Source organism: Dysgonomonas sp. 511 (assembly GCF_010501105.1).
Taxonomy (GTDB): domain Bacteria; phylum Bacteroidota; class Bacteroidia; order Bacteroidales; family Dysgonomonadaceae; genus Dysgonomonas.
The window spans coordinates 1-26504 of the sequence record NZ_QVMQ01000021.1; the positions used below are offsets into that span (position 1 = coordinate 1).

Here is a 26504-nt window from a genome sequence, read left to right on the forward strand (position 1 = left end):
GGGGGCTTGGAATAAGAAAAACAAAACTCGACTGCTGAAAATCAGTAGCCGAGCAATATTTTTTTATCTTTAGAGAGTTTTACCGGACAGCAATAATTTGTAATAATAGAATGGGATTAATAAATATACATAGGTATAATATCTGCAATTTACAAAAGTATACAACAAGGGGAGATTGGGAACAGAATGTCTATAAACAAAAGTAAATAGCAACATAAAGATGCATAAATTACAATTGTATATAGTGGCCGATTGTGATGATTTGCCTTTAAACACAGAGGTTTATATGCAATATACAACTTAGATTATGGCTATAATCGTTTATATATAAAAAGCCAGATATTCTCTTTAATCAATACTCCTAGATAGGCTATAGTAGCATAATGATTCTTTATCAAAATTTCGATTTATTATTAAATAATTGATTTACATGTGTTTTGATATAATGTATAATGCAATAGAACAACAATATAATCCTTATGTATATTTGTTTATTTGCATACTCTTTTATAAGTAGTGTATTCCAATTGTATTGTTTGTTTACAGATAGCACAATATACAAATGTTTCTATGCCTAAATCACATTATTTGTACTATATAAAACACTTAAAACTAGCGAATTAATCGAATTATGTAAACCTAAAGTTCAATAAATATATTCAAATAATGGGTTAGGGGAGGGTTATCTTTGATTTGAGAGGTTATTATATGCTTTAATCAACTATTATCTAATATTTTATATCTATTATATAAAGTTTAACTTAAACAACTATGATAGCTATTTACAATTCTATAGTTTACTTCTGGATTCGGTGTTTACCTTTGTATCGAACAATTGTAAACTCAGATTATTTGCATTTGTTCAATTTATTATTTACATTTGTGCTTACAGCAATTTACATTTGATGAAAAACCGTATAAAACAAATAATGGACTATGAGCAGCTTTCTCCGTCAGCCTTTGCCGATAAGCTGCAACTGGGACGCGCTGTTGTCTCCCATATACTGAATGGACGCAACAATCCCAGTCTGGATGTGGTAACCCGCATTCTGTCGAAGATGAATAACATCAATCCCGAATGGCTGTTGACAGGAAGCGGTAATATGCTAAAAGGCCAACCGCCAGTAAATGCACCATCGCAACAAAATCAGGGAACAACTTTATCTCAATCTCAAAATCCACCGGATTTATTCTCTCAGAATAATATTTCTACGCCCATTCCCCAGGCGAACGGCGAATATCGCAAGGAAATCATAGTTGAACAGCCTAAAAACAGCGATGAAATCGCAGAAAAACAGACAGTTATATACAAAGAAGCACCTATTAGGAAAATAAACAAAATAATCATTTATTACACCGATAATACCTTTGAGATATTCCATCCGGATAATAATCCGCTATAATTATCAATAATACAAAGAACTGATCGGGATTTTGGTCCGGTTGTGCTTTATTGATAAACTTTGTGGCTGTAAATATTCTTCCTTAACATTTTAATTATAAAATATAATAAGCATTAATATGCTTCCAGTATTTTATTATCAGCATATTCTTTATTAACTTTGTTATCCGAAAAACAGAACTTCATATCTAAAAAATAAGGCTGAATGAAAAAAATGATGGATTTAGTTGTCACCGAGAATAACCAACTAAACCAAAGTTATTGCCTCATTAAACTCACTACTACAGATAATTCCCTATTGCCGGATATGCTTCCGGGGCAATTCGTCGAAGTGAAAGTAGATGGTTCACCCTCTACTTACCTGCGTCGTCCCATATCGGTAAATTATCTCGATAAAGAGAAAAATGAGCTTTGGCTTCTGGTGCAGGCTATCGGCGATGGCACACGGATAATGTACAATTATCAGAAAGGAGACATTGTAAATCTGCTCCTGCCTCTGGGCAATACATTCTCTATCCCCGAAAATAGCGAAGGGCAAGAACTGCTCCTTATTGGAGGTGGTGTGGGTACAGCTCCAATGCTTTTCTTAGGTGCATGCCTGAAAGCTAAGGGAATTACGCCCAAATTCTTGTTAGGAGCACGGTCGGAAAAAGATTTGTTGCAACTTGACGATTTTCGCAAATTTGGAGAACTGTATTGTACCACCGAAGATGGCACTTACGGAGAAAAAGGATATGTAACAGACCACTCGATACTGAAAACAGCCAGCTTTACCGGAATATACACCTGTGGCCCTAAGCCAATGATGATGGCTGTGGCCAAGTATGCCAACAGCAAAGATATACCTTGCGAGGTATCGCTGGAGAACATGATGGCCTGCGGATTCGGAGTATGTCTGTGCTGTGTAGAAAAAACGCACGATGGTAATCATGTATGTGTGTGTACAGAAGGTCCGGTATTTAATATAAAAAATCTGACATGGACAAGTTAGCAGTAAACATAGGTAAATTACATTTGAAGAATCCCGTAATGACAGCTTCGGGAACCTTTGGGTATGGGAAAGAATATGCCGATTTTATAGACCTGTCGCGGATAGGTGGTGTTTTTGTAAAAGGAACTACTATCCGGGAACGGAAAGGCAACAATTATCCACGTATGGCAGAAACCTCCGCGGGGATGTTAAACGCTGTAGGACTGCAAAATAAGGGTGTCGATTACTTCGTATCCAATATTTATCCTGAGATAAAAGATATTGATACAAATGTAATTGTAAATGTATCAGGTTCTACCATCGACGACTATGTGGAATGTACCGAAAAACTGCTTGGATTGGATAAAATTCCGGCTATAGAATTAAACATTTCGTGCCCTAATGTGAAAGAAGGCGGCATGGCTTTTGGGGTATGCCCCGATTCGGCTGCCGAAGTAACCAAAGCTGTACGTAAAGTTTGGGATAAGACTTTGATTGTTAAGCTCTCGCCCAATGTAACCGATATTACGGAGATTGCAAAAGCTGTAGAAGCCGAAGGTGCCGATGCCGTTTCGCTTATCAACACCCTTTTGGGAATGGCTATCGATATAAACAAGAAGCGTCCGGTGTTATCTACCGTTACAGGCGGATTGTCAGGCCCTTGTGTAAAACCTGTTGCACTCAGAATGGTATGGCAAACCTACAATGCCGTGAAAATTCCGATAATCGGCATGGGTGGCATAGCATGCTGGCAAGATGCAATCGAATTTATCCTGGCTGGTTCTTCTGCCATCCAGATCGGTACGCATAATTTCGTAGACCCGGCTATTTCGGTAAAAGTAGTAGACGGAATAAAAGAATATCTTGATAAAAATAATATTGGTTCTGTGCAGGAACTTGTAGGAGCTTTGCAAGTATAGAAACCTACTGTTCAAATCATATAAAAAAGCTGCTCTTCGCAACCGGACGAGCAGCTTTCTTGGCATATAGCAATATTATTTCAAAATATTTTATTCCAAATAGCCTACAGGTTGTACAATTGTGATTTCCTGTTTATCCGTCAGGTTTAGAGCCTGATGCAAATCCGGACGTTTGAACGACGCACGCACCACAGTTCCCAAACCTTCGGAAGCACAATACAGGTAAATATTTTGTCCGATAAAACCACTATCAATAAAACCGGCTTCACGGTTCGATGCCTTATCTATATTTGCAACAAGAATAAGTGTAAGAGATGCGTTTTCTGTAATATTGGGTTGTCCCAATGCTTCCCGCAGATCGCCCTTTACCGTTTGCCGCAAGATATTTGCCTGCGCATCATAAAAATAAACACCGTTTTCGGTCATTACATATACATCCATTTCCTGCCTGTTTTGCGATGTAGGCACAGTACGCTTATCTTCACGATTGAAACCATTGGCAACCCACAGCAAGTTAGACAAAGTTTGTACTGGCAATTCTTTCTTTACGAATTTCCGGTTCGACTGCCTTTCGTTCAAAACTTCCATCAGAGGTTTTCCTCCAGTTTTTTGAGGTGCAACCAGTTTTACGTCCTGAGCCGACATATTAAGTACTGATAATAAGGATAATAATGTAAGAATAGCTAAATTTTTCATACGGATAATCATTTAAAATAATAAGCAAAAATAAGGTTTTTGAATGTTCCGAGCCTGTAAAAAGTAGTCATTTTAAGTAAAATTCACAACATAATTCAACATTCATTATTCCTATTTTAAGCTAATTTCGGCATATAATCTTATCTTTGTAAGATAAATGTTCCCTATTTACTAGAATAATAAAATACTCAATTACACAGATGCATAAACTTAAGCTATTAATCATATTATTATTTACCTCAAGTTTTATCCTGCAATCTAACATCCAAGCCGATAATAACACCCCTATAATGATGGGCATAACCCCATTAAGCGACTCGGCTCAGGTAAGCCTGCTGACCAGCACTCCCTGGAATGGAGCCATATACGCTTTGTACGGACATACAGCCATCAGGGTCAACGATACAATCCAAAATATAGATTTAGTATATAATTATGGCGTATTCAATTTTAATGCGCCTAATTTTTTATACCGTTTTGTGAAAGGCGAAACAGATTACATTGTACTGCCTGTACATTATGAATATTACCTCGAAGAATATAAAAGCAGGGGCGTAGGTGTTGTCGAACAAGTATTTAACCTAACCCAAGAAGAAAAACAAGCCATATTCGACGCTTTGGTTATTAATTCTTTACCCGAAAACAGGGTTTACCGCTACAATTACTTTTACGACAACTGTTCTACCCGTCCGCGCGATATTGTAGAAAAATGTATAAAAGGGAAAATTGAATATACTCCTACAAATAAAAAACAGACATATCGCGACCTTGTGCACGAACACTCAAAAGCTCAGCCCTGGTCGCAATTTGGTATAGATCTGGTTATCGGAGCAGATGCCGATAAAGTAATAACCGACAGGCAAAAAGATTTTCTTCCTCTCTACCTGATGAATGCTTATGAAGGGGCTATTGTGCAAAATGATACAATACAGCGAGGTTTGTTGCTATCTACAAATCACTTGCTCGAACCCGCTAAAAGCTCATTGCATCCTACAGGTGTAAATGAATACTCGCCAGTCAATTCTCCGTTCGTAGCAGGCTGCATCTTATTATTTATCACTTTGCTTGTATCTTTTATCGTATATATAAACAAATGGGTAGTATTAGGCAAAATATATGATACGCTTCTATTCCTTATTGCCGGATTGGCAGGCTGCATCATATTCTTCCTGATGTTCTTTTCCGAGCATCCGTGTACCAATCCCAACTGGAATATTGCTTGGCTAAACCCTTTACAGTTAGTGTTTGCCCTTTTATTCTTTGTAAAATCCTTATCAAAATTATTAAATGTCTATCATTTTATTAACTTTGTGGTGCTTTTAGCATTCCTTTTGGCATGGTCTTTGATCCCACAACAATTGGAAATCGTGTTTATTCCTTACATCTTATCACTGATGGTAAGATCGTTAATGAATATTACATCGCAGAAAAAAACAAAGAAAAGAGCTGATTACAGCTTACCAAAGAGAGCAAGATAAATGATAAGGATACTAACCTCTTTAGTTGCAGTATTTACAATAGGTTCGGTTCAGGCGCAACAAACTGCGCGCGAAACACCTAAATTGGTTGTAGGAATAACAATCGACCAATTGCGTGGCGACTATCTCGAACTTTTTCAACAAACTTTTACCGAAAGAGGCTTTAAACGCTTGCTGAGCGAAGGTCTGGTATATCAGAATATCAGGTACGATTTTCCAAATATCGACGATGCTTCGGCCATTGCTACCATTTACACAGGAACCGTTCCGTTCTATCATGGAATAACCGGTAACAAAAAATATCTTGCAATAAAACAGAAGGAAGTCCCAACTTTCGACGACCCATCTTTTCTTGGAAACTATACTCAGGATAATGTTTCTCCACTTGCAATAAAAACATCTACAATCACCGATGAACTCAAAGTAGCTTCGCGCGGTTCGTCCGATGTTTATTCTTTTGCGCCCAATCTGGGCCAAGCCCTGATCACAGCCGGAGTATATGGCAATACGGCATATTGGGTAGACGACTATACCGGCAAGTGGGCTTCGAGCACATTCTACAAAAACTTTTATTGGGCTGTAGATCAGGAAAACCGCAGCGGGACAGATTTTTCAGCCAATGCACGCGGTATGCGCTGGTCGCCGTTGTTGGATATAAAAGCATACAAGGCTTTTCCTTTCCTACAGGGAGTAGCACCGTTTGCCCACTATATAGGTGTAGATAAAGATGCTTACATACAGGCTAAACAAACTCCGTCTGTAAATGAGAATGTAAGAAATACAGCTTTGAAACTTCTGACCAAGGCCGAGCTTGGAAAACGTATCAGCCCTGATTTCTTGTCTGTTACATTTTATGCGGGAAATTTCAATAATACAGCTGATTATTCTATCGAAATACAAGACGCCTACGCCCGTCTCGACAGGGAAATAGAAAAACTGCTCGATGAAATAGAAAAAACAGTAGGACTGAAAAATACACTTATATTCCTCGCTTCCACGGGCTATTATAATTCGAACGAAGCAGAATATAAGCCGGAACAAACAATTCCAGAAAAGAAATTCTATATAAACCGTTGCGAAGCCCTACTGAATATGTATCTCATGGCCATCTATGGCAAGGATGGCAAATGGGTAGATAAATTCCACAACGGCCAAATATACCTTAACAGGGAGCTTATAAAACAAAAAGAAATTTCGTTACAGGAAATACAAAGCAAAGCAGCCGAATTTGTTTTCGAATTTACAGGAGTGCAGGAAGTTTACACCTCATTCCAGTTGCAACACGGACAATGGAACCCCGTGATGGAATATTACCGGAATGCCTATACCCGCGAGACTTCTGGCGATTTATTCGTCGAATTGCAACCCGGCTTCAAAATGGTAAATGATCAGGATACATCATTCAAAGAAAAACAAGTCAGGAACAATGCAGTAGTCTGCCCTGTTATATTTTTCGGAAATGGAATTAAGCCGCAAAAAGTGAAAAGGACGATAAAAGCGACCGAAATAGCTCCCACCGTATCATATATTATGCGGATAAGATCGCCGAATGCAGCTAAAGAAGAAGCATTATCGGAATTACTTTAAATAAGAAATCCATCTAAAAATAGCTATAAAAAGATTTGCTATAAAATTAAAACAGACTCGAAGAAAAAATAAAAAACTAAATATATGGGATTCGTTGAATTTTTAACATCACTGTTCGGAAATAAATCTCAGCGCGACTTAAAAGAGATTAATCCGTACGTAGAGCGTATCAAAGTCGTTTATCCGGAAATAGAACGCTTGTCGCACGATGAATTGCGTGCAAAAACGGCAGAAATAAGGCAACAGATTCAAGACTATGTCGCCGATGAAAAGAATAAAATTGCTGAACTAAAAAACGATATCGAAAATATTGATATTGAGAGACGCGAAGAAATATGGGCAGAGGTAGACAAACTAGAGAAAGTTGTCACTGAAAAATATGAGGAAATACTAGAGAAGGTTCTTCCCGAAGTATTTTCGATAGTGAAAGATACAGCTCGTCGTTTTACCCAAAACGAAGAAATTGTAGTTACAGCAACCGATTTCGACCGCGAATTGGCTGTTACAAAAGATTTTGTACGTATCGAAGGCGATAAAGCCATTTTCCAAAACCACTGGCTTGCCGGCGGTAATGAGATTGTATGGGATATGATCCACTACGATGTGCAGCTATTTGGTGGTGTTGTGCTCCATAAAGGTAAGATAGCCGAAATGGCTACAGGGGAAGGTAAAACCCTTGTAGGTACACTGCCGGTATTCCTCAATGCGCTGACTGGCAACGGAGTACATGTAGTAACCGTAAACGACTATCTGGCAAAACGCGACTCGGAATGGATGGGACCTTTGTATATGTTCAACGGATTGTCTGTTGACTGTATCGACAAGCACCAGCCAAACTCCGAAGGACGCCGCCAGGCATATCTTGCAGATATCACATTTGGGACGAACAACGAGTTCGGCTTCGACTACCTGCGTGATAATATGGCTATTAACCCTTCAGACCTTGTGCAGCGCAAACACAATTTCGCTATTGTCGACGAGGTAGACTCTGTATTGATAGACGATGCCCGTACGCCTCTGATTATTTCAGGGCCTACATCGAAAGGCGATCAACAATTGTTTGAGGAATTTCGTCCACGCGTAGAAATCATTGTCAAGGCACAACGCGATCTGTGTACAAAAAAACTGGCCGAAGCTAAAGTGAAAATGGCTTCGGATAATAAAGAAACACAAAAAGAAGGAAGTTTCATCCTTTATCAGTCATTTAAAGGATTGCCTAAAAATAAACCACTCATCAAATTCCTTAGTGAGCCGGGTATAAAAGCTTCGATGCTGAAAACCGAAGAAGAATACATGTCGGAACAGATGCGCCGTATGCACGAAGTTACCGATGACCTGTATTTTGTTATCGACGAGAAAAATAACAGTATCGAACTTACCGACAAAGGTATAGACCTGCTTACAGGAAACTCTGGCGACCCTCAATTCTTCGTGTTGCCAGATATAGGTTCGCAATTGTCGGAACTGGAGAACGAAGGTATAAGCGACAGTGAAAAAGCACAGAAGAAAGATGAGTTTATGCAAAACTACTCTATCAAATCTGAGCGTGTGCATACAGTAAACCAGTTGCTTAAGGCATATACCTTGTTCGAGAAAGACGATGAATACGTAGTTATCGACAACAAGGTGATGATTGTAGACGAACAAACAGGGCGTATTATGGATGGTCGCCGTTATTCCGACGGATTGCACCAGGCCATCGAAGCAAAGGAACGTGTAAAAGTAGAAGCTGCTACACAGACATTTGCAACAGTCACCCTTCAAAACTACTTCCGTATGTATAATAAACTGGCAGGTATGACAGGTACAGCGGAAACAGAAGCAGGTGAGTTGTGGAATATATATAAACTCGATGTAGTCGTTATTCCTACCAACAGGCCTATTGCGCGCAACGATATGAACGACCGCATATATAAGACAAAACGTGAAAAATACAATGCAGTCATCGACGAGATAGTCGAACTTGTCGGTCAAGGGCGTGCCGTATTGGTTGGTACTACATCTGTCGAAATATCCGAGCTATTGAGCAAAATGCTTACCATGCGTAAGATCAAGCATAATGTACTGAATGCTAAGCTTCACCAGCGCGAAGCTGAAGTTGTAGCCCTAGCCGGACAGCCGGGAGCCGTAACCATTGCTACTAATATGGCCGGCCGTGGTACCGACATCAAGCTTGCACCAAGTGTAAAAGAAGCAGGAGGATTGGCCATAATAGGTACAGAGCGCCACGAATCGCGCCGTGTAGACCGTCAGCTTCGTGGTCGTGCCGGACGTCAGGGTGACCCGGGATCATCGGTATTCTACATCTCGCTGGAAGACGATTTGATGCGCCTATTTGCTTCCGAACGTATTGCCGGAATGATGGACCGTATGGGATTCAAAGAAGGCGAAATGCTTGAGCACAACATGCTTAGCAAATCGGTAGAACGTGCGCAGAAGAAAGTAGAAGAAAACAACTTCGGTATCCGCAAACGCCTGTTGGAATACGATGACGTGATGAACTCACAACGTGAGGTAATCTATAAACGCCGTCGCCATGCCCTTATGGGAGAACGTATCGGAATTGATATTGTAAATATGTTCTACGATGCATCGGTAAACCTGATAGAGCAATACGCCGACAACAACGATTACGAAGGACTGAAAATTGATTGCTTACGGCTGTTTGCCATCGAAGTTCCATTTGACGAAGCTACATTCCGTTCGTCTAAATCAGATAATCTGATAAATGCCATATATGAAGCAGCTGTAGACAGCTTCAAGCTGAAAATGGATCGACTGGCAGAAGTAGCCAATCCTGTTATCAAGCAGGTTTACGAAGAGCAGGGAAGCAAATTCGAAAATATATTGATCCCTATTACCGACGGCAAAAGAGTATTCAATATTTCTTGCAACCTGAAAGAAGCTTACCAAACCGAATCGAAAGACATAATAAGATCGTTCGAAAAAGCGATCATACTACTCACTATCGACGATGAATGGAAAGGGCATTTGCTACAAATGGACGAACTTCGCCAGTCGGTGCAAAATGCAAGTTATGAGCAAAAAGATCCGCTATTGATTTATAAACTGGAGTCTTTCAACCTGTTTAAGACAATGCTCAATGCAGTAAACTCTAAAGCAACAAGCACCCTTATGCGCGGACAGATACCAATGCGCGAACCGGAAGAAGTGCGCCAGGCTGCACCAGAGAAAAAAACAGATTATAGCCGCTATCGTACAGAAAAGAGCGATATGCCCCAACCGCAAGGTGGTGAACAAAGACCTCCGCAGGGACAACCAAATCCGGAAAAGATGCCTGTACATGTAGATAAAAAACCCGGACGCAACGACCCTTGTTTTTGTGGCAGCGGCAAAAAATACAAACAATGCCACGGTAAAAACCAATAAAAAATAATAAAGCAGATTTGCCATATAAAAGCCCGATAAATTTAGTGTTTATCGGGCTTTTTGTCTATATTATATTTCCTTAATACAAAGAAAATTGCTATCTTAGCATGATTTTTGACAGGCAAAAAATGCCTTTTACAAACTATTTGAAAATAAAAATTTTATCATTAAAATATAATGGCAGAAGCAGAAGATAGAATTATTAAAATCAACATCGAGGACGAGATGAAATCGGCCTATATCGACTATTCAATGTCGGTAATCGTATCTCGTGCCTTACCCGATGTAAGAGACGGGTTTAAACCTGTTCACCGCCGTATTTTATACGGAATGAGCGAATTAGGAAACACTTCGAACAAGCCGCATAAGAAATCGGCCAGAATAGTCGGGGAAGTACTGGGTAAATATCACCCTCATGGCGACTCTTCCGTTTATTTTGCTATGGTGCGCATGGCTCAGGAATGGAGTATGCGTTATATGTTGGTCGATGGGCAAGGTAATATGGGTAGTGTCGATGGTGACAGCCCCGCAGCTATGCGTTATACCGAAGCCCGCCTTAGCCGTCTGGCAGAAGAAATGCTGAAAGATATCGACAAAGAAACTGTCGACTTTCAGTTGAACTTCGACGATACGCTAAAAGAACCGACTGTACTACCAACAAGGATCCCGAATTTGCTTATCAATGGAGCATCTGGTATCGCTGTAGGTATGGCTACAAATATGCCTCCTCACAATATGACAGAGGCCATAAATGCAACTATTGCCTACATTGACGATAAGGAAATAGACACAGAAGGGCTGATGCATTATATAAAAGCGCCGGATTTTCCATCCGGTGGGTATATATATGGTTATCAGGGAGTAAAAGATGCATTCGAAACAGGCCGCGGACGTGTTATCATGCGTGGACGTGCCGAAATAGAAATGGAAGGAAATCATGAAAAAATTATAATTTCCGAAATTCCATACCTTGTAAATAAAGCTGAGCTAATCAAACATATAGCCGACCTGGTCGGAGAAAAACGATTGGATGGTATCAGCAATGTAAATGATGAATCGGACCGTCAGGGTATGCGCATCGTAGTTGATGTTAAGCGTGATGCCAATGCCAATGTAGTTCTCAACAAACTTTATAAGCTTACTGCACTCCAATCGTCGTTCAGTGTAAACAATATCGCTTTGGTCAAAGGACGTCCACGCACGTTGAACCTGAAAGATATGATTTCCTACTTTGTTGAACACCGTATCGATGTGGTTATCCGCAGGACGAAATTCGATTTGAGGAAAGCCGAAGAACGCGCACACATATTGGAAGGTTTGATCATCGCATCTGACAATATAGACGAAGTAATCGCGATAATAAGAGGTTCTAAATCTCCTCAGGAAGCTATTGATAGCCTGATGGAACGGTTTAGCCTGACAGAAATACAAGCACGTGCAATCGTAGAAATGCGTCTGCGCCAATTGACAGGACTGGAACAGGATAAACTTCGCAACGAATATGAAGATGTGCAGAAACTGATAGCTTATTTGAATGAAATACTATCGAACGAGGAGCTTCGTATGACCGTTATCAAAGACGAACTTATCGAGATAAAAGATAAATATGGTGACGAACGCCGTACCGAAATTGTATATGCTTCGGAAGAACTGAATCCGGAAGACTTCTATGCAAATGATGAGATGATCCTCACCATTTCGCATCTTGGATACATCAAACGCACCCCACTGTCAGAGTTCAGATCTCAAAACAGGGGCGGAGTGGGAGCAAAAGGCTCTGATACGCGCGATGCTGATTTCATTGAATATATATACCCTGCATCTATGCATAATTATATGCTTCTGTTTACACAAAAAGGCAGATGCTATTGGCTACGCGTATTCGATATACCGGAAGGTACTAAAAACTCGAAAGGTAGGGCTATTCAAAACCTGTTGAATATAGAGTCTGATGATAAAGTTACAGCATTTGTAAGAGTCAGAGGATTCAAAGATACAGAATATATTAAGAGCCACTATCTGGTGTTCTGTACCAAACAAGGTGTAATAAAGAAAACTTGCCTAGATGCATATTCGCGTCCTCGCCAAAACGGTGTAAATGCTATCACAATACGTGAAGACGACAAAGTGATAGAAGTACTGATGACCGACGGGGATTGCGAAATATTGATGGCTAACCGCAATGGCCGGGCAATCCGTTTCCACGAATCGGAAGTACGCATCATGGGACGTACTGCAACAGGGGTACGCGGTATGCGTATCGAAGAAGACGGACAAGACGAAGTAATAGGTATGTTGGCAATGAGTAAAGAGGCTCAGCAACAAGAAACTATAATGGTAGTCTCAGAACAAGGGTATGGCAAACGAACCAACCTGAATGATAAAGACGATGAAGGAAACCTTATTCTCGATGAAAATGGTAATATCGTGCCTGTTTACCGTATCACCAGCCGTGGCGGTAAAGGTGTGAAAACGATGAATATAACAGACAAAACAGGTAAATTGGTATCTATCAATAGTGTTACAAACGACAACGATTTAATGATTATTAACAAGTCTGGTGTGGCTATTCGTCTAAAAGTTTCAGATATTCGCGTTATGGGACGCGCTACGCAAGGCGTAAGACTCATTAATTTAGGAAAACGAAACGATGAAATTGCGTCTGTTTGTAAAGTTGAATCAGAACAAGAAGAAGAGGAGATTGCAGATAACGCAGAATTAGGCCAAAACACGACAGGTAACGATAACGACGATACAATAAATACAAACGAATAGAATAAAAATAACTTATAATTAAAAATTAGCAATATGAAAAAAGTTCTATTAGTAACATCGCTATGTATGCTAGCAAGCTTATCTTTTGCTCAAAAGAAAGCTGTAAAGGATGCAAAGTCGGCAATGAAAAATAACATTTCTGAAGCTAGAAACCTGATTAAACCAGCATTAACCGACCCCGAAACGGCAAACGATCCTGAAACATGGAAAACAGCAGGGGATATTGAATACAAAGCTTTTGACGATGAGCGTACCATTGAAATGCAAAAAGGAATCACTGGTAAAAGCGGAAATGAAGGAGTTATGTACACAGGTCTGTATAACATGTACGACCCTTATATAAAAGCCGATGAATTGGGACAAATACCCGATGAAAAAGGAAAAGTGAAAAATAAATACAGAAAAGACATAATAAAGAACCTGAGAGATGGGCATCATTTCTATATCAATGGTGGTATATATTACAACGATAAGCAAGAATACAAAAAAGCTGCCGATTTCTTCGAAAGATATTGGGAATTGCCAACTTTGCCTATCTTCGCTGAAGATGAAGATGGATTCAACCTACAGGATTCTACATATCAAACTATTAAATATTATGCTGTAATCACATCTATACAGGCAAAAGATCACTCTCGCGCTATCAGATTGATGAAGAAAATGATATCCGAACCATACGTTCAAAACAGCACATACAAAGAAAGTGATGTTTACGAATTATTGGCAAACGAATATCAGCAAGCTAAAGATACAGCAAACTTTATTGCTACACTTAACGAAGGCGCGCGTAAGTTCCCTACAAATAAATATTTTATACCAAACCTGGTTAATGAATTTATCAGAGCAGGACAAACAGGGGAAGCTATCAAATATTTGGATCAGGCAATATCAAACGATCCTGTAAATTCTTGCGACCTGATGAGCGTAAAAGCTTCTTTGTATGCAGAACAAAAACAATACGATCAAGCAGAACCGGCATACCTGGCAGCCATAAATACTGATGGAAACTGCGAAAGAGCCCTTGAGGGTATTGGCGTGTTATATGTGTTGCAAGCTCAGGACTTTAAGGAAAAAGCAGGGCAAACAACAAATAGAAGAGAGCAAGCTGAATTGGATAAGGCTACAACAGATCTTTACCAAAAAGCTCTTCCTTTTTTAGAAAAATACCGTAACTTACTGAAAGCCCGAAACGCTGATACTGCTGAGTTGAAACCAGCTTTGATGAAGTTGCAAAATGTTTACTATAATCTTAGTCTACTGAATGTTGATAAGTCGGCAGAATTGGATGCTATAGATAAAGAATTGGAACGTATAAAATAAGTTCAATCGTAATACAGAAGGGGCTGCTTCAAAGTTTTTGGGGCAGCCTTTTTTGTAATTTGTCTGATTCTGATATAACAAAAATAGTTGCCAAGCTAAGCTCGACAACTATCTCATGTTTTTACCCTTAATTAAACCTGTAACGGCCTTTTTAGGATTATAATAGTCAATATTATCTATTAATCTTACTTTCCTTGCTCCAACTTAAGAGTTACCGTAGGCTGATCGCATACCTCTGTTGGACCGAAATATTGTATCGGACCAGGATAAACAAATTCAGTACCTATAGCCCACGCTTCGCGGTTAGCAGCGAAGTATTTGAATGGTGCACCATCCAGTTCGACCAAAGCCTTACGGATAACAGGCTTCATTTCACCGTGGCGACGTTCCATATTCATCATCATTGTTACCGGTACACCGCCAGCAATCCATTCGGCAGCAGGAGCTGTAGTATTGCGTACCGACGACATATATCCTGTCTTGCCAGCACCAATAAGAGCAGCCGCCGTATAACCCAATGAATAACAATAATCTGCATCGAAGTTCGATGGAGCAGCACAACGGCCTTCATATCCGAAGAAGTGTACCTGAGAAGCGAATTTTCCGCTATATTTTCCATCTTTTTTCATTTCAGCAAGTTTATTGCCAACCATTTCGGCAAGAAGCTTTTCTGTTTCGATAAGCGAAACCTGCACATTTCCGTGAGGGTCGCGGTCGAGAGTCAACTGGCGGGCAACTCCTGCCGGAAGGCTTGCAAATACTTTTGCATTTTCGGCAGAAAGATTTTTCTTTATATATTCCAATTGATCGTCTTTTGGTATTGCATTGAACTCTTCCTGATGATGAGCCAGAAAGTCGTTAAGTTCCGAAATCAAAGCTTTCATCGCCGGAATAAATTCGATAAGTCCTTCAGGAATAAGTACAGTACCGAAGTTGTTTCCATTTGCAGCACGTTTTGCTACCACATTAGCTATATCGGTTACTATATCATCGAGCGATAGTTTTTTAGCTTCCACTTCTTCCGAGATAATACACATATTAGGTTGTACCTGCAAAGCGCACTCAAGGCCGATATGAGAAGCCGAGCGTCCCATCAGTTTGATGAAATGCCAGTATTTACGCGCCGAATTACAGTCGCGTTGTATATTGCCTATAACCTCAGAATATACTTTACATGCAGTGTCGAAGCCGAATGATGTTTCTATCATTTCGTTTTTCAAGTCGCCGTCGATAGTCTTAGGACAACCGATAACCTGTACTCCGGCATTTATTTGTTTGTAGTATTCTGCTAAAACACAAGCATTTGTATTAGAGTCGTCGCCGCCAATAATAACCAATGCTTTGATGTCCAGTTTTTTTAGTATTTCAAGGCCTTTGTCAAACTGTTCTTTTGCCTCCAGTTTGGTACGTCCCGAGCCAATGATATCGAAACCTCCTGTATTGCGGTATTCGTCAATTATATCAGCTGTAAGCTCTTTATAATTATGGTCAACGAGTCCACCCGGTCCCATAAGGAAACCATAAAGCTTGCTGCCAGCGTTTTGTTTTTTTATACCATCAAAAATTCCAGCGATAACATTGTGTCCACCAGGAGCTTGTCCGCCCGAAAGTATAACCCCTACATTGATGGCAGGATAATCGTTTTTTTCGCCCGATTCAACAAATTTGAGAGTAGGCATCCCGTAGGTGTTAGGAAACAGTTCTTTTACTTTTTCCTGATCGGCTACAGATTGGGTTGCAGCACCTTCTTCTATTTTTACCGAACCGTAAAGGGCTTTCGGCATCTTAGGCTGGTAAGTGGCTCTGGCCACTTGCAATGCACTTTTTTTCATTAATTCTACGTTTTTATATTAGTTCGAAAAATAAGCTTTCCAGAACCGCAAATTTCGTTATTTTTTTTGACATATAAAATAGACACATCGGTATATAGGTAACATTCGTCTATATTTTTTCAACAAAATGACTGCCGATCAAATCATATTTATCAACACCTGTTTTATTGATTGGGCAAACTCCTTAAAAAGTAACAAAAGTAACATCATTCCAGTCTTTTTTTATGTTACATTTCGCTTCGAAAAATGTAAGCTTTGTATATAGATAAAATATTTCGAAATTGTTTATGATTTAAAATAAGGAAAAATGACATTTTGATATTTATGAAGGTGTTTTCTATGTATTGTATATAGTTCACGCACTTGAATTAATTATAATTAACCATTTTTGCTATCAATTTGATAGTATATAATTTCAAAATGTCAAATTAATGCTTTACATTTGTAGTATTAAATCTTAATTTTAAACAGATATATCATGAAAGCTAAATTTTTCTTCTTGTTTGTAATGATATTGGGCTTCACAGCCAGTATTCATGCCGATTCCCGCGAGACTATAACATTTAGTAATGTGGAGAAAACTGAAAATGGAAGCGTAAAGGAAATTCTGCATTGCAATAAATATACCAATGCTCCTTTATTGAAGACTGTATATAACTACGATGCAGACGGACGCCTGCTCGAAAAAACATTGTATGAATGGAATAGCAATATGGGATGGGTTGGTACTCAAAAATATCAGTATAACTACAGCGAAGATAACCAACTATTGTCTCCAACGTTTTCGAAATGGGACAAGAAAAATAAATGTTGGGCAGATAAATCGAAATAAGCAAAGGCTTTTATATAACACAAGACGGTAAAATTAAATATTGAGCATCCTTTTGGTTAAAAGGGTGCTCATTTTTGTTGTAATAATATTCCATCTTTCATATTCTTAGACAATAAAGTAAAAGATATTGCGTATTTTTGCATCAAATAATAAAAGAAATGCACTAATGAAAATCAAACTACTATTTTTACTTATCATATCTTACTTTTTTACTTCTTGTATAAAAGACGAAGCACGGAATAGTGAAGCTGATATATTGTCTTTTGAATTGCCCGATGAAGTAACTTTCGGAGAAGCAATGATCTCTAATAAACAAGTTATATTATTTGTAAATAAAGGTGCAGATATAACTTCTATATCGCCTAAAATAGAGGTGACGCCGGGTGCGGTTGTTACCCCTTCGCCAGATGTTAACTATGATTTTACCAATAATTTGAAATTTACAGTAACATCAGAAGATAAGCAATATTCTAAAACATATGAGGTTTCTGTTTTCGAAAATGATTATTATTTTGATTTTGAAGAATGGACAAATTGGGAGGTGCCTCCTAAAGAAACAAACTATCCGGAATTAAAGGGAGGTTTGTGGAAATCGGGGAACTCCGGGATATTTCTTTCCGGAGAAAGAAATAATTTTCCAACACGTTCCACAGAAGATAGTCGATTTGGAGAAAAAGCCATATTGTTGGAAACTCAAAAAGGTAAAGTAATATGGAATAACTTTTATTCTATACTTTCCGGATCAATTTATTATGGATCATTTGGTTTAGTCATGAGTGATCCACCTAAGGGGGTGAGATTTGGGCATCCGCATCCTATTGAGAAAGGCAGGCCTATCCGCTTTACCGGATACTATAAATATAAGGCTGGCGAAACATTCCTTAATAGTGTGGGAGAGGAAGAAAAAGACCGTACAGACGAATGTACTATCCGTGCGTTTCTCTATTCTATGCCAAAGAACCTATCCGGTTCAGCACTAACTAACGCTCTTCTTACCGGAAAAGATGATATATTAAACTCCGACAGGGTAGTTGCTATTGCCGACTTGAAAGACTGCACTGATAGAGAAGGATACACTTATTTCAATTTAAGTTTTGAATATAAAGGAAAAATTGATTATGATGAGTATGATTATAGATTTGCTATAGTGTTTTCGTCAAGTAAGTACGGCGATTTTTACGAAGGTGCCCCAGGCAGTAGATTATATATAGATGAAGTAAAAGTTACTTGCGAAGATTTTGATAATTAACCTATTAATAAGTACTATAAAATGAATTTTAAATATATTATAACCGTATTCTTTTTCCTTTGTTTTAGTTCATTTATATATGCGCAGGAGAATACTTCTTTTTTATCCAATCTGGAACATCGCATTGTAGCAGGATTTAATGTAGGAGCTACTGCTCCGGTTCCTCTTCCCCGGGAAATCCGGTCGGTAGAATCATATTGGCCGCAATTTACCCCCCAACTAGGATACAATGTTGTGTATCGCTTTCCCAGCAACTGGGGAATAGGTACAGGAATACTGTTAGACTATAAGGGCATGGGGGTTAAGGCAAAAGTTAAATCATTGCATACGATAGTTGATGTAATATCAGGTGATAAAATTGAAAAAATAGACGGTTATTTTACCGGAAAAAATAAAACGGAAATAAAAAGTGCATATGTAACTATACCATTGTTTGCTTCTTATAAAATAAATGAAAAATGGGATGTAAAAGCCGGGGCATATGTATCGTATAAATATAGTTCCGAATTTACAGGGAATGTAACAGATGGATATATAAGGGAAGGAAGTCCGATAGGCGAAAGAGCAGATATAGACTTAGCGGAATTTAACTTCGGAGAAGATATGCGTTCATTCGATTTTGGCGTGCATTTAGGCGGCGAATACTCTATAAATAGAAGATTCGGAGCCTTCGTTAATTTATCATGGGGTTTTGTTCCCATTTTTCCTTCATCATTCAAGGGGCTAGGGTACGATATGTATAATATTTACGGCACATTTGGTATAAATTATCGCATAAATAAATAAAATAATGTCGAAAATTACAACAATCCTATTCGATTTCGATGGCGTAATAGCCAACACAGAACCTCAATATGACATCTACATTGAGGCATTGGGCGAAAAATACAATCTCGGTATAAAAGACTTTGCCCGACAGGTGAAAGGCACAACAACCCCCAACTTAGTAAAGAAATACTTCGATCATCTGCCTCAGGAAGAGCAACAACAGATAATAAACGACCTTGATAACTTTGAACTCATTATGGATTTTCCTCTTGTAGAGGGAATATCTGAATTTATCAGTTATCTGAAAACCAATGGATACAAAATAGGATTAGTAACCAGTTCGAGTGAGGCTAAGATGAAAAGGGCATTGCAACTTTTGGAAATGGAACATACATTCGATACGATAGTTACAGCCTCTAGGATTACCCAAGGGAAACCCAATCCGATGTGTTTTTTGTTGGCTGCCGACGATTTGGGTTCGAAGCCGGAAGATTGCATTGTGTTCGAAGACTCGTTTCACGGAGTAAAGGCTGGACGCGATGCCGGAATGATGGTAGTAGGGGTTACTACAACGTTGTCGGAAGACGAGTTGAAAGATAAAACTGATTATACTATTCCCGATTTTTCTGAATTGAAATCGATAGTTGCTTTTTTTAACTAGACATCCATTAATCTAAGAGGGATTTTACAACACATATTTGGCAATAGTGCTTATTACCAAATATGTGTATTTCTTTTTGCTGCATTATTTCATCAAATCCTTCATATAGATATCCAATACCTTATTCGCAGCAGCGAAAGAGCTTATTTTAGCATCTAAAACCTGATTTTCACATATCTTCAACTCTTTCTGAATGTGCTGATTATTGTAGAAATTACTTTTAAGTTTTTCATTTATAGTCTCATACATCCAATATCTCGATTGGCTATTTCTGCGATGCTCAAAATATCCGTTTTCTTTCACAAAAGCGATATATTCATCAATCATACCCAACACCTCCTCAATACCCAGATCATAATAACCCGAATATGTTAATACTCGTGGAGCCCAGCCGGAGTCGGGCAGGGGAAAAAGATGCAAAGCATTCTGAAAATGGGATTGTGCCAGACGAGCCTTCTCTATATTATTGCCATCGGCTTTATTGATAACGATGCCATCGGCCATTTCCATAATACCGCGCTTGATACCTTGCAATTCATCGCCTGTTCCTGCCAATTGGATCAATAGGAAGAAGTCGACCATCGAATGTACTGCCGTTTCAGATTGGCCTACACCAACTGTTTCTACAATAATGCGGTTAAATCCGGCAGCTTCGCAAAGTATAATCGTTTCGCGGGTTTTGCGTGCAACACCACCAAGCGATCCGGCAGAAGGAGAGGGGCGTATAAACGCATTATCCTGAGTAGAAAGACGTTCCATGCGTGTTTTATCGCCAAGAATACTGCCCTTGGTCACTTCGCTGGAAGGGTCGATGGCAAGTACGGCGAGCTTGTTTCCTTCTTTTAGTATCTGCATGCCAAAAGAGTCGATTGATGTGCTTTTTCCGGCACCTGGAACCCCTGTTATGCCTATGCGGATAGAATTACCTGTATAGGGGAGGCATTTTTCGATAACTTCTTGTGCTACAGCCTGATGTTCAGGCTTTGAACTTTCAATAAGGGTCACAGCTTGTCCTAGAAGGGATATATCACCTTTTAAAATTCCTTCTACATATTCCGAAACTGTATATATTTTTCTTTTAAACTTCTTGAAATTATTTAGATAAGGATTTACTGTAGGCTGTTCTGAAATGCCTTTGTTGACACGTAAACCTTGAAATTGTTCATCATTTTCTACATGTTCCATATTGCGATTTATTTTTTTGTAAAGATAGGAAATATAGTAAAATGGGAGTCCATATTCTGGGTTTAAAGTTCAGAATTAAACATAATACGAATTACATAACAAATGAACATTTTTTCATAGATTCGCGATCAAGATATTATTTTCAGGCAAATACTTCCAAAGCCTCTGCAACTACAAAATTACTTCCTCCAATAAATATAAAGTCTGAAGGTAAAGCCCAATCACGGGCAGCATTTACAGCTTCGGCTACAGTGGAATATGAATAACCCATCAGTCCCTTTTTTTGCCCCAAAGCCTGCAATTCCCTCTCGTTCATCGCTCGTGCGATAGACGCTCGCGTAAAGTAGTAAATAGCATTCTTGGGCAAAAGCGCGAGTACGGACGATATGTCTTTATCATTTACCATGCCCAAAACGATATGCAAAGTGTTGTATCTTTCGTCCTGCAGTTGCTTGGCAATATATTCCATTCCTGCCAGGTTGTGCCCGGTATCGCATACTATCTTGGGGTTCAGGTCTTGTATTATCTGCCAGCGTCCCATCAATCCTGTCAGTTCATTTACATAGGCAAAACCACTATAAACGGCTTTCGATGGAATAGTATATCCTAATAGGTGCAATTGATGAACAGCACATAATACGGTAGCTGCATTTTTAACCTGTGCATAACCCGATAATTCTCCCTTCAAGTGGAGATGGTATTTAGTGTCGAAAAGCCATCCGCTTGCAGTTTTCAGGCTTGAATAAATAATATTCTCATCTTCAGCAAAAACGATAGGCGCCCCTACCCTTTCGGCAGTTTGCTCAAATACTTCGCGAACTTCGCCCGAGGCTTCACCAATAACTACAGGTACGCCCGGTTTTATTATTCCAGCCTTCTCTGCTGCTATTTTAGGTAATGTGTCGCCTAGAAATTGCATATGATCGAAACTGATGTTGGTTATTATGCTCAGTTGTGGTGTAATAATGTTTGTACTATCGAGGCGTCCGCCCAGTCCGACCTCTATAATAGCCACATCGACCTGCATATCGGCAAAATAACTAAAAGCCATCATCATTGTCAACTCGAAAAATGATGGTTGTATCGGCTCAAAATATTCGCGATGGCGTTGCACAAAGTCTGTAATATAATCCTTCTCAATTTTTCCTCCATTCACACGGATACGTTCTCTAAAATCTACCAGATGGGGCGATGTATATAATCCGACCTTGAGTCCGGCCTCCTGCAATATAGCTGCTAATAGGTGCGATGTAGAACCTTTTCCATTGGTTCCGGCAACATGAATGGTTTTGTATTTTTTATGTGGATAACCGAAATATTTATCGAGAGCCAAGCTATTGTCAAGACCTTCTTTGTATGCTATTCCTCCTACTTTTTGATATACCGGCAATTGGTTATATAAATACTCCAGTGTTTCCTCGTAATTCATCTCCTTTCATTTTTTACAAAGGTACATAATATCCTTAATAACTGTAAGTAACAATTAGGAAATATCACAAATCGGTTTTCATCTAAAAAAACGGAAGTTTTCGTTTATTTTCAGAATCGTTTTCGTGATATTTACTAACAGTTTCTTCGATTTATCCGAACAATTGCCTGAATGCTTCTTCTACTTTTCGTACCTGAACAATCTCGATATTGACCTTAGATGTAAAGCCTTTCAGGTTGTTTTGCGGGATAAGAATCTTGGTAAACCCAAGTTTTTCAGCTTCCAAAACACGTTGTTCGATACGGTTTACTGGACGAATTTCTCCCGATAGCCCGACTTCGCCCGTCATGCAAACATGCTTTTCGATAGAAAGATCGAGGCTTGATGATAATACAGCACTGATAACAGCCAGATCCATCGCCGGATCGTTGACCTTCAGTCCGCCGGCTATATTCAGGAATACATCCTTCTGGATAAGCTTAAAGCCGGCACGTTTTTCCAATACAGCCAGCAACATATTCATCCGGCGCAGGTCGAAGCCTGTTGCCGAACGTTGTGGCGTACCATAGGCAGCAGTACTCACCAAGGCCTGAGTTTCGATGAGAAATGGGCGTACACCCTCTATTGCCGCAGCAATCGACACCCCGCTCAGCCCTTCATGGTTTTGAGTCAGAAGCAATTCGGAAGGGTTGCTGACCTCGCGCAGCCCATTCTGCCGCATTTCGTAAATACCCAGCTCTGCCGTACTGCCAAAACGGTTTTTAATGCTGCGCAGGATACGGTACATGTAGTGTTGGTCGCCTTCGAACTGCAACACTGTATCTACAATGTGTTCCAATACCTTAGGCCCGGCAATGCTGCCTTCTTTATTGATATGCCCGATTACTACGACAGGCGTATTGGTTTCCTTGGCAAATTTAAGTATAGCTGCAGAACATTCGCGCACTTGAGATACGCTTCCCGGAGACGATTCCACCGCATCGGTGTATATGGTCTGTATAGAGTCTACGATAACTAAACCGGGATTTACATTCTGTATATGCACAAATATCTGTTCCAGATTGGTTTCGCAAACGATATAGCAGTTGTCATTCGCCGGATTTATACGGTCGGCACGCAGTTTCAATTGGCGAGCACTCTCCTCGCCCGATACATAAAGCGTTTTCAGGCTTTTGAGATTCAATACCGTCTGTAAAATAAGTGTCGATTTGCCAATACCCGGTTCGCCGCCAATCAATACCAGAGAGCCGGGAACCATACCGCCCCCCAAAACCCGGTTGAGTTCGCCATCGAGCAGGTCTATACGGGGTTCTTCGCCTGTCTCTACGTTTTTCAGCAACAAGGGTTTTGCTTTCGATGTTTCGAAGGCTGTCAAACCTCCTTTCGACGGCGACTTTTCCTTACTTACCAATTCTTCTACATATGTGTTCCATTCGCCGCAAACGGGGCATTTGCCAAGCCATTTGGGCGAGTCGTTGCCACAATTGCTGCAAACATATACCGATTTTACTTTTGCCATAATATTTTTTCGGTCTGAGTCCCCTTGTTTTGAGTCTTAATTTGTATAACATACACCCCTTTGTTGAACGGCGACATATCTATTGTATGAGGAAAATCTTTCACGTTCTTTCTATCATACAATACGTCGGCGTCGAGATTTATAAGCCTTATCTGGGGCACTATATCATCGCCATAAACATTTATAATTATACTGGCATCCTTGCTTGCTATTTCTATGTTCTTATATACAGTAGCCTGTATTTCTTTTTCTTTGCCTCGCTTATCGGTTACTTTGATAGTCGTATTGCCCCTTTTATATGAAATAATCTCTATTTCATCGTCTGTTACGGTCGCCGAAGCAATTGTATTATCGGCCGAAGTTACCGTATAGTTGCCATTCCCCGATAATATTTTCACTTTAGCCGAAGTATTAATCAGCAGGCTTACATCTGCCTTATCAAGAACTAATTCATTCTCAACATTCTCTATATTATACAATCCGCTCAAGGCTTTCACATCCTGTCCTTCAGGATCGAGGTATGTCGCCAGTTTGGTATCTATGCCCTGAAAAACGTTAGCCCCGATATATTGATTCCAGTTGTACCAGAATTTACCGTAGACATCTGTTCTGTACCGATCGGAAGCACTGCAATCGAAAGCATCTCCACCCGAAAGAGTTCCTACAATCAAGCCGTTGTTGTTGAGCATAGGAGCTCCCGAAGAGCCTCCTTGTGTACCTACATCGCTGTATCCTACCACCCAGTAATTATTATTGGTGCCTATATCCTCCCATTTACCATGTGCTGGGGAGCTGGCATACGACGAAATCTTCTTCACATCTCCCCGGGGATGATGTATAACCTTTCCATTTTTTATGTTAGCGGCAGTATTTTCCCTGTCCCAACCGTTGAAATATACATCCCAGTCGCCGGGTATAGCTTCCGAGAGTTCGAGTAAGGCGACATCGCCCCCCATACCCAGCGGATTGATAACTCTGAGCTGCGAGCCCTTGTGAAACTTATATCCCGGAGGCGCTGCATTTGCACAAGATGGCGATTCGTATTCGAAAAAGAATGATGTATTAGCACCTACTTGGGCAGCTGTCATATTCTCGAAACAGTGATTCGCTGTCAGTATATATGGTTTCTTATCGTTAGCGGTATTATTCACCAGCGAACCGGAGCAAAGATATGTTTTTCCATCACTCTTTTCCATTCTGAGATGGACAACACCTTTCTTTATTGTCTGCCATTGTTCGTCGTCTACACAGTTGATGTTTACCATACACGAGAGCGAAGACCTGAATCCCGATAAATACCCTGTTTCGGTGGAATACTTATACCCTACCCCATTTATCAGCAATTCCGGTTTCTTATTGTCGGGCGAAACATATTCGAGTATGGCATTATCACCCGCCAGGTTTTCGATCGAGTATGCCCCTTTATGCGGATTGTCGTTGTGGCGATACACAATTGCATCGGTCATATTCTCCTTATTATATACATAGAGTTCGGCTCCCTGTGGCAAATAAAAATTATCGAAACTAATAAAGAATCCCTTTGCGCCTGGCACGTTGATTATTAGCTGCCATACATTTTTGCCTGCCAACCGGGTCCACACACCAACTGTATCCGAACTGATTCCCAGCTTATACATCTTGGCTTCGGCCAGCGGATGCCCGACACGCCTGTCGATGATATCGGCAACAGTAAACTTTGTTTCAGGCTCCACTATTACAGATATCTCCGATTTGTCTTTATTATAAGAATATTGTGGATTCTGAGCCAAGAGCAAAATGGATGGCATAAACAAGGTTATAGCTGCCAATAATCTTCTGGTGATTTTTCTAATCATAATCTATCTATCAGTTTGTCAATGTATTTGTGAATATCGTCGCGGCAAACAAGTTCTTCCATCTCGAAAATAATGGCGGCCTGCAAATAGAACGGCTCACGCTTGCTGAGTGTTTCACAGACAAATGTATAAAGTTCGTCTTCGTTTTTATCTTTTATCAAGGGACGTTTATCCTTGCATGTATTCAGCCGAGCCGATAATGCTTCGGGGCTTGCTTTGAGGTACACCGTAGTACCCACAGCATTCATGTAATCCATATTGTCGAAAAAGCAAGGGGTCCCCCCTCCCGCCGAAATTACAACATTCTCAAATTCACCTACTTCGTGAAGCATATTTCGCTCGATATTGCGGAAACCTTCTTCGCCCGATTCCTGAAAAAGCTGCCCGACTGTCTTCTGGTATCGCCCTTGTATAAAATGGTCGAGGTCGATAAAGTCAAGTCCCATCTTTTTTGCCAATTCGCGTCCGGCAGTTGTTTTTCCGGCACCCATATATCCTATAAGGAATATCTTTTTCATCTTTTAATAATTATCGCTCCTATCAAATTGTATTACAGACTGCCTAAGTCATTCGATTTGTGCGTGACATACAAATGTAAGAATAAAATATAAAAGGTTGTTTTTATTGATTAATATATTCTCAAGTATAGGCTTTGC

19 protein-coding genes are annotated in these 26504 nt (G+C 39.8%); 12 read left to right on the forward strand and 7 right to left on the reverse strand.

What is annotated here, in order from left to right:
• The first annotated feature begins 905 nt into the window (after positions 1–905).
• The 3 genes from D0T57_RS10290 (at position 906) to D0T57_RS10300 (ending at position 3292) form a co-directional block, all read left to right on the forward strand.
• Positions 906–1403, forward strand: a complete 498-nt coding sequence (locus D0T57_RS10290; RefSeq protein ID WP_163273409.1) for a helix-turn-helix transcriptional regulator — start codon at positions 906–908, stop codon at positions 1401–1403.
• A 204-nt stretch (positions 1404–1607) separates the two neighbouring features.
• A complete protein-coding gene (locus D0T57_RS10295; RefSeq protein WP_163273410.1) occupies positions 1608–2393 on the forward strand; it encodes a dihydroorotate dehydrogenase electron transfer subunit in 786 nt (261 codons plus the stop codon).
• Entirely contained in the window at positions 2381–3292 is a 912-nt protein-coding gene (locus tag D0T57_RS10300) for a dihydroorotate dehydrogenase (protein ID WP_163273411.1), read from the forward strand. The genes D0T57_RS10295 and D0T57_RS10300 overlap by 13 nt, the downstream gene beginning before the upstream one ends.
• 90 nt (positions 3293–3382) lie before the next feature.
• Here the strand turns inward: D0T57_RS10300 and D0T57_RS10305 are convergent, their stop codons facing one another.
• Positions 3383–3988 (reverse strand): SagB/ThcOx family dehydrogenase, encoded by a 606-nt coding sequence (locus D0T57_RS10305; protein ID WP_163273412.1) that lies wholly within the window; start codon positions 3986–3988, stop codon positions 3383–3385.
• A gap of 200 nt (positions 3989–4188) precedes the next feature.
• On the opposite strand from D0T57_RS10305, the gene D0T57_RS10310 reads away from it, so the two are divergent.
• From D0T57_RS10310 to D0T57_RS10330, 5 genes are all read left to right on the forward strand, one after another.
• Positions 4189–5466 carry a DUF4105 domain-containing protein gene (locus D0T57_RS10310; RefSeq protein WP_255490570.1) on the forward strand — a complete coding sequence of 426 codons (1278 nt, stop codon included), beginning with the start codon at positions 4189–4191 and terminating at the stop codon, positions 5464–5466.
• On the forward strand, positions 5467–7053 hold the full coding sequence (locus D0T57_RS10315) for an alkaline phosphatase family protein (protein WP_163273413.1): 1587 nt from the start codon (positions 5467–5469) through the stop codon (positions 7051–7053). It begins immediately after the preceding gene.
• 84 nt (positions 7054–7137) lie between these two features.
• Complete coding sequence (gene secA, locus D0T57_RS10320; protein ID WP_163273414.1) at positions 7138–10443, forward strand: preprotein translocase subunit SecA; 3306 nt, start codon at positions 7138–7140, stop codon at positions 10441–10443.
• A 177-nt stretch (positions 10444–10620) separates the two neighbouring features.
• Positions 10621–13218 carry a DNA gyrase subunit A gene (gene gyrA / locus D0T57_RS10325; RefSeq protein WP_163273415.1) on the forward strand — a complete coding sequence of 866 codons (2598 nt, stop codon included), beginning with the start codon at positions 10621–10623 and terminating at the stop codon, positions 13216–13218.
• A gap of 33 nt (positions 13219–13251) precedes the next feature.
• Entirely contained in the window at positions 13252–14538 is a 1287-nt protein-coding gene (locus D0T57_RS10330; protein ID WP_163273416.1) for a hypothetical protein, read from the forward strand.
• A gap of 185 nt (positions 14539–14723) precedes the next feature.
• On the opposite strand, the gene D0T57_RS10335 is transcribed toward D0T57_RS10330, so the two are convergent.
• Positions 14724–16370 carry a diphosphate--fructose-6-phosphate 1-phosphotransferase gene (locus D0T57_RS10335; RefSeq protein WP_163273417.1) on the reverse strand — a complete coding sequence of 549 codons (1647 nt, stop codon included), beginning with the start codon at positions 16368–16370 and terminating at the stop codon, positions 14724–14726.
• 478 nt (positions 16371–16848) lie between these two features.
• Here D0T57_RS10335 and D0T57_RS10340 point away from each other — a divergent pair, with 478 nt between their 5' ends.
• The 4 genes from D0T57_RS10340 (at position 16849) to D0T57_RS10355 (ending at position 19880) form a co-directional block, all read left to right on the forward strand.
• Positions 16849–17202 (forward strand): DUF3836 domain-containing protein, encoded by a 354-nt coding sequence (locus D0T57_RS10340; protein WP_163273418.1) that lies wholly within the window; start codon positions 16849–16851, stop codon positions 17200–17202.
• A gap of 166 nt (positions 17203–17368) precedes the next feature.
• Complete coding sequence (locus D0T57_RS10345) at positions 17369–18451, forward strand: PCMD domain-containing protein (protein WP_163273419.1); 1083 nt, start codon at positions 17369–17371, stop codon at positions 18449–18451.
• Positions 18452–18472: 21 nt separating this feature from the next.
• Positions 18473–19237: a porin family protein gene (locus tag D0T57_RS10350; RefSeq protein WP_163273420.1), complete on the forward strand. Its 765-nt coding sequence runs from the start codon at positions 18473–18475 to the stop codon at positions 19235–19237.
• Between the two features lie 4 nt (positions 19238–19241).
• Positions 19242–19880 (forward strand): HAD family phosphatase, encoded by a 639-nt coding sequence (locus D0T57_RS10355; protein WP_163273421.1) that lies wholly within the window; start codon positions 19242–19244, stop codon positions 19878–19880.
• A gap of 84 nt (positions 19881–19964) precedes the next feature.
• Here D0T57_RS10355 and meaB read toward each other — a convergent pair whose 3' ends face one another.
• The 5 genes from meaB to D0T57_RS10380 all read right to left on the reverse strand — a co-directional run bounded on the left by meaB (position 19965) and on the right by D0T57_RS10380 (position 26366).
• Positions 19965–21065, reverse strand: coding sequence for a methylmalonyl Co-A mutase-associated GTPase MeaB (meaB, locus tag D0T57_RS10360; RefSeq protein ID WP_163273422.1), 1101 nt, complete (start codon positions 21063–21065; stop codon positions 19965–19967).
• 142 nt (positions 21066–21207) lie between these two features.
• Positions 21208–22494 carry a folylpolyglutamate synthase/dihydrofolate synthase family protein gene (locus tag D0T57_RS10365; protein WP_163273423.1) on the reverse strand — a complete coding sequence of 429 codons (1287 nt, stop codon included), beginning with the start codon at positions 22492–22494 and terminating at the stop codon, positions 21208–21210.
• 151 nt (positions 22495–22645) lie between these two features.
• Positions 22646–24013, reverse strand: coding sequence for a DNA repair protein RadA (gene radA, locus D0T57_RS10370; RefSeq protein WP_163273424.1), 1368 nt, complete (start codon positions 24011–24013; stop codon positions 22646–22648).
• On the reverse strand, positions 24001–25848 hold the full coding sequence (locus D0T57_RS10375; RefSeq protein WP_163273425.1) for a trypsin-like peptidase domain-containing protein: 1848 nt from the start codon (positions 25846–25848) through the stop codon (positions 24001–24003). The genes radA and D0T57_RS10375 overlap by 13 nt, the downstream gene beginning before the upstream one ends.
• Positions 25845–26366 carry a shikimate kinase gene (locus D0T57_RS10380; protein ID WP_163273426.1) on the reverse strand — a complete coding sequence of 174 codons (522 nt, stop codon included), beginning with the start codon at positions 26364–26366 and terminating at the stop codon, positions 25845–25847. Before D0T57_RS10380 ends, D0T57_RS10375 begins: the two co-directional genes overlap by 4 nt.
• Positions 26367–26504: the final 138 nt, after the last annotated feature.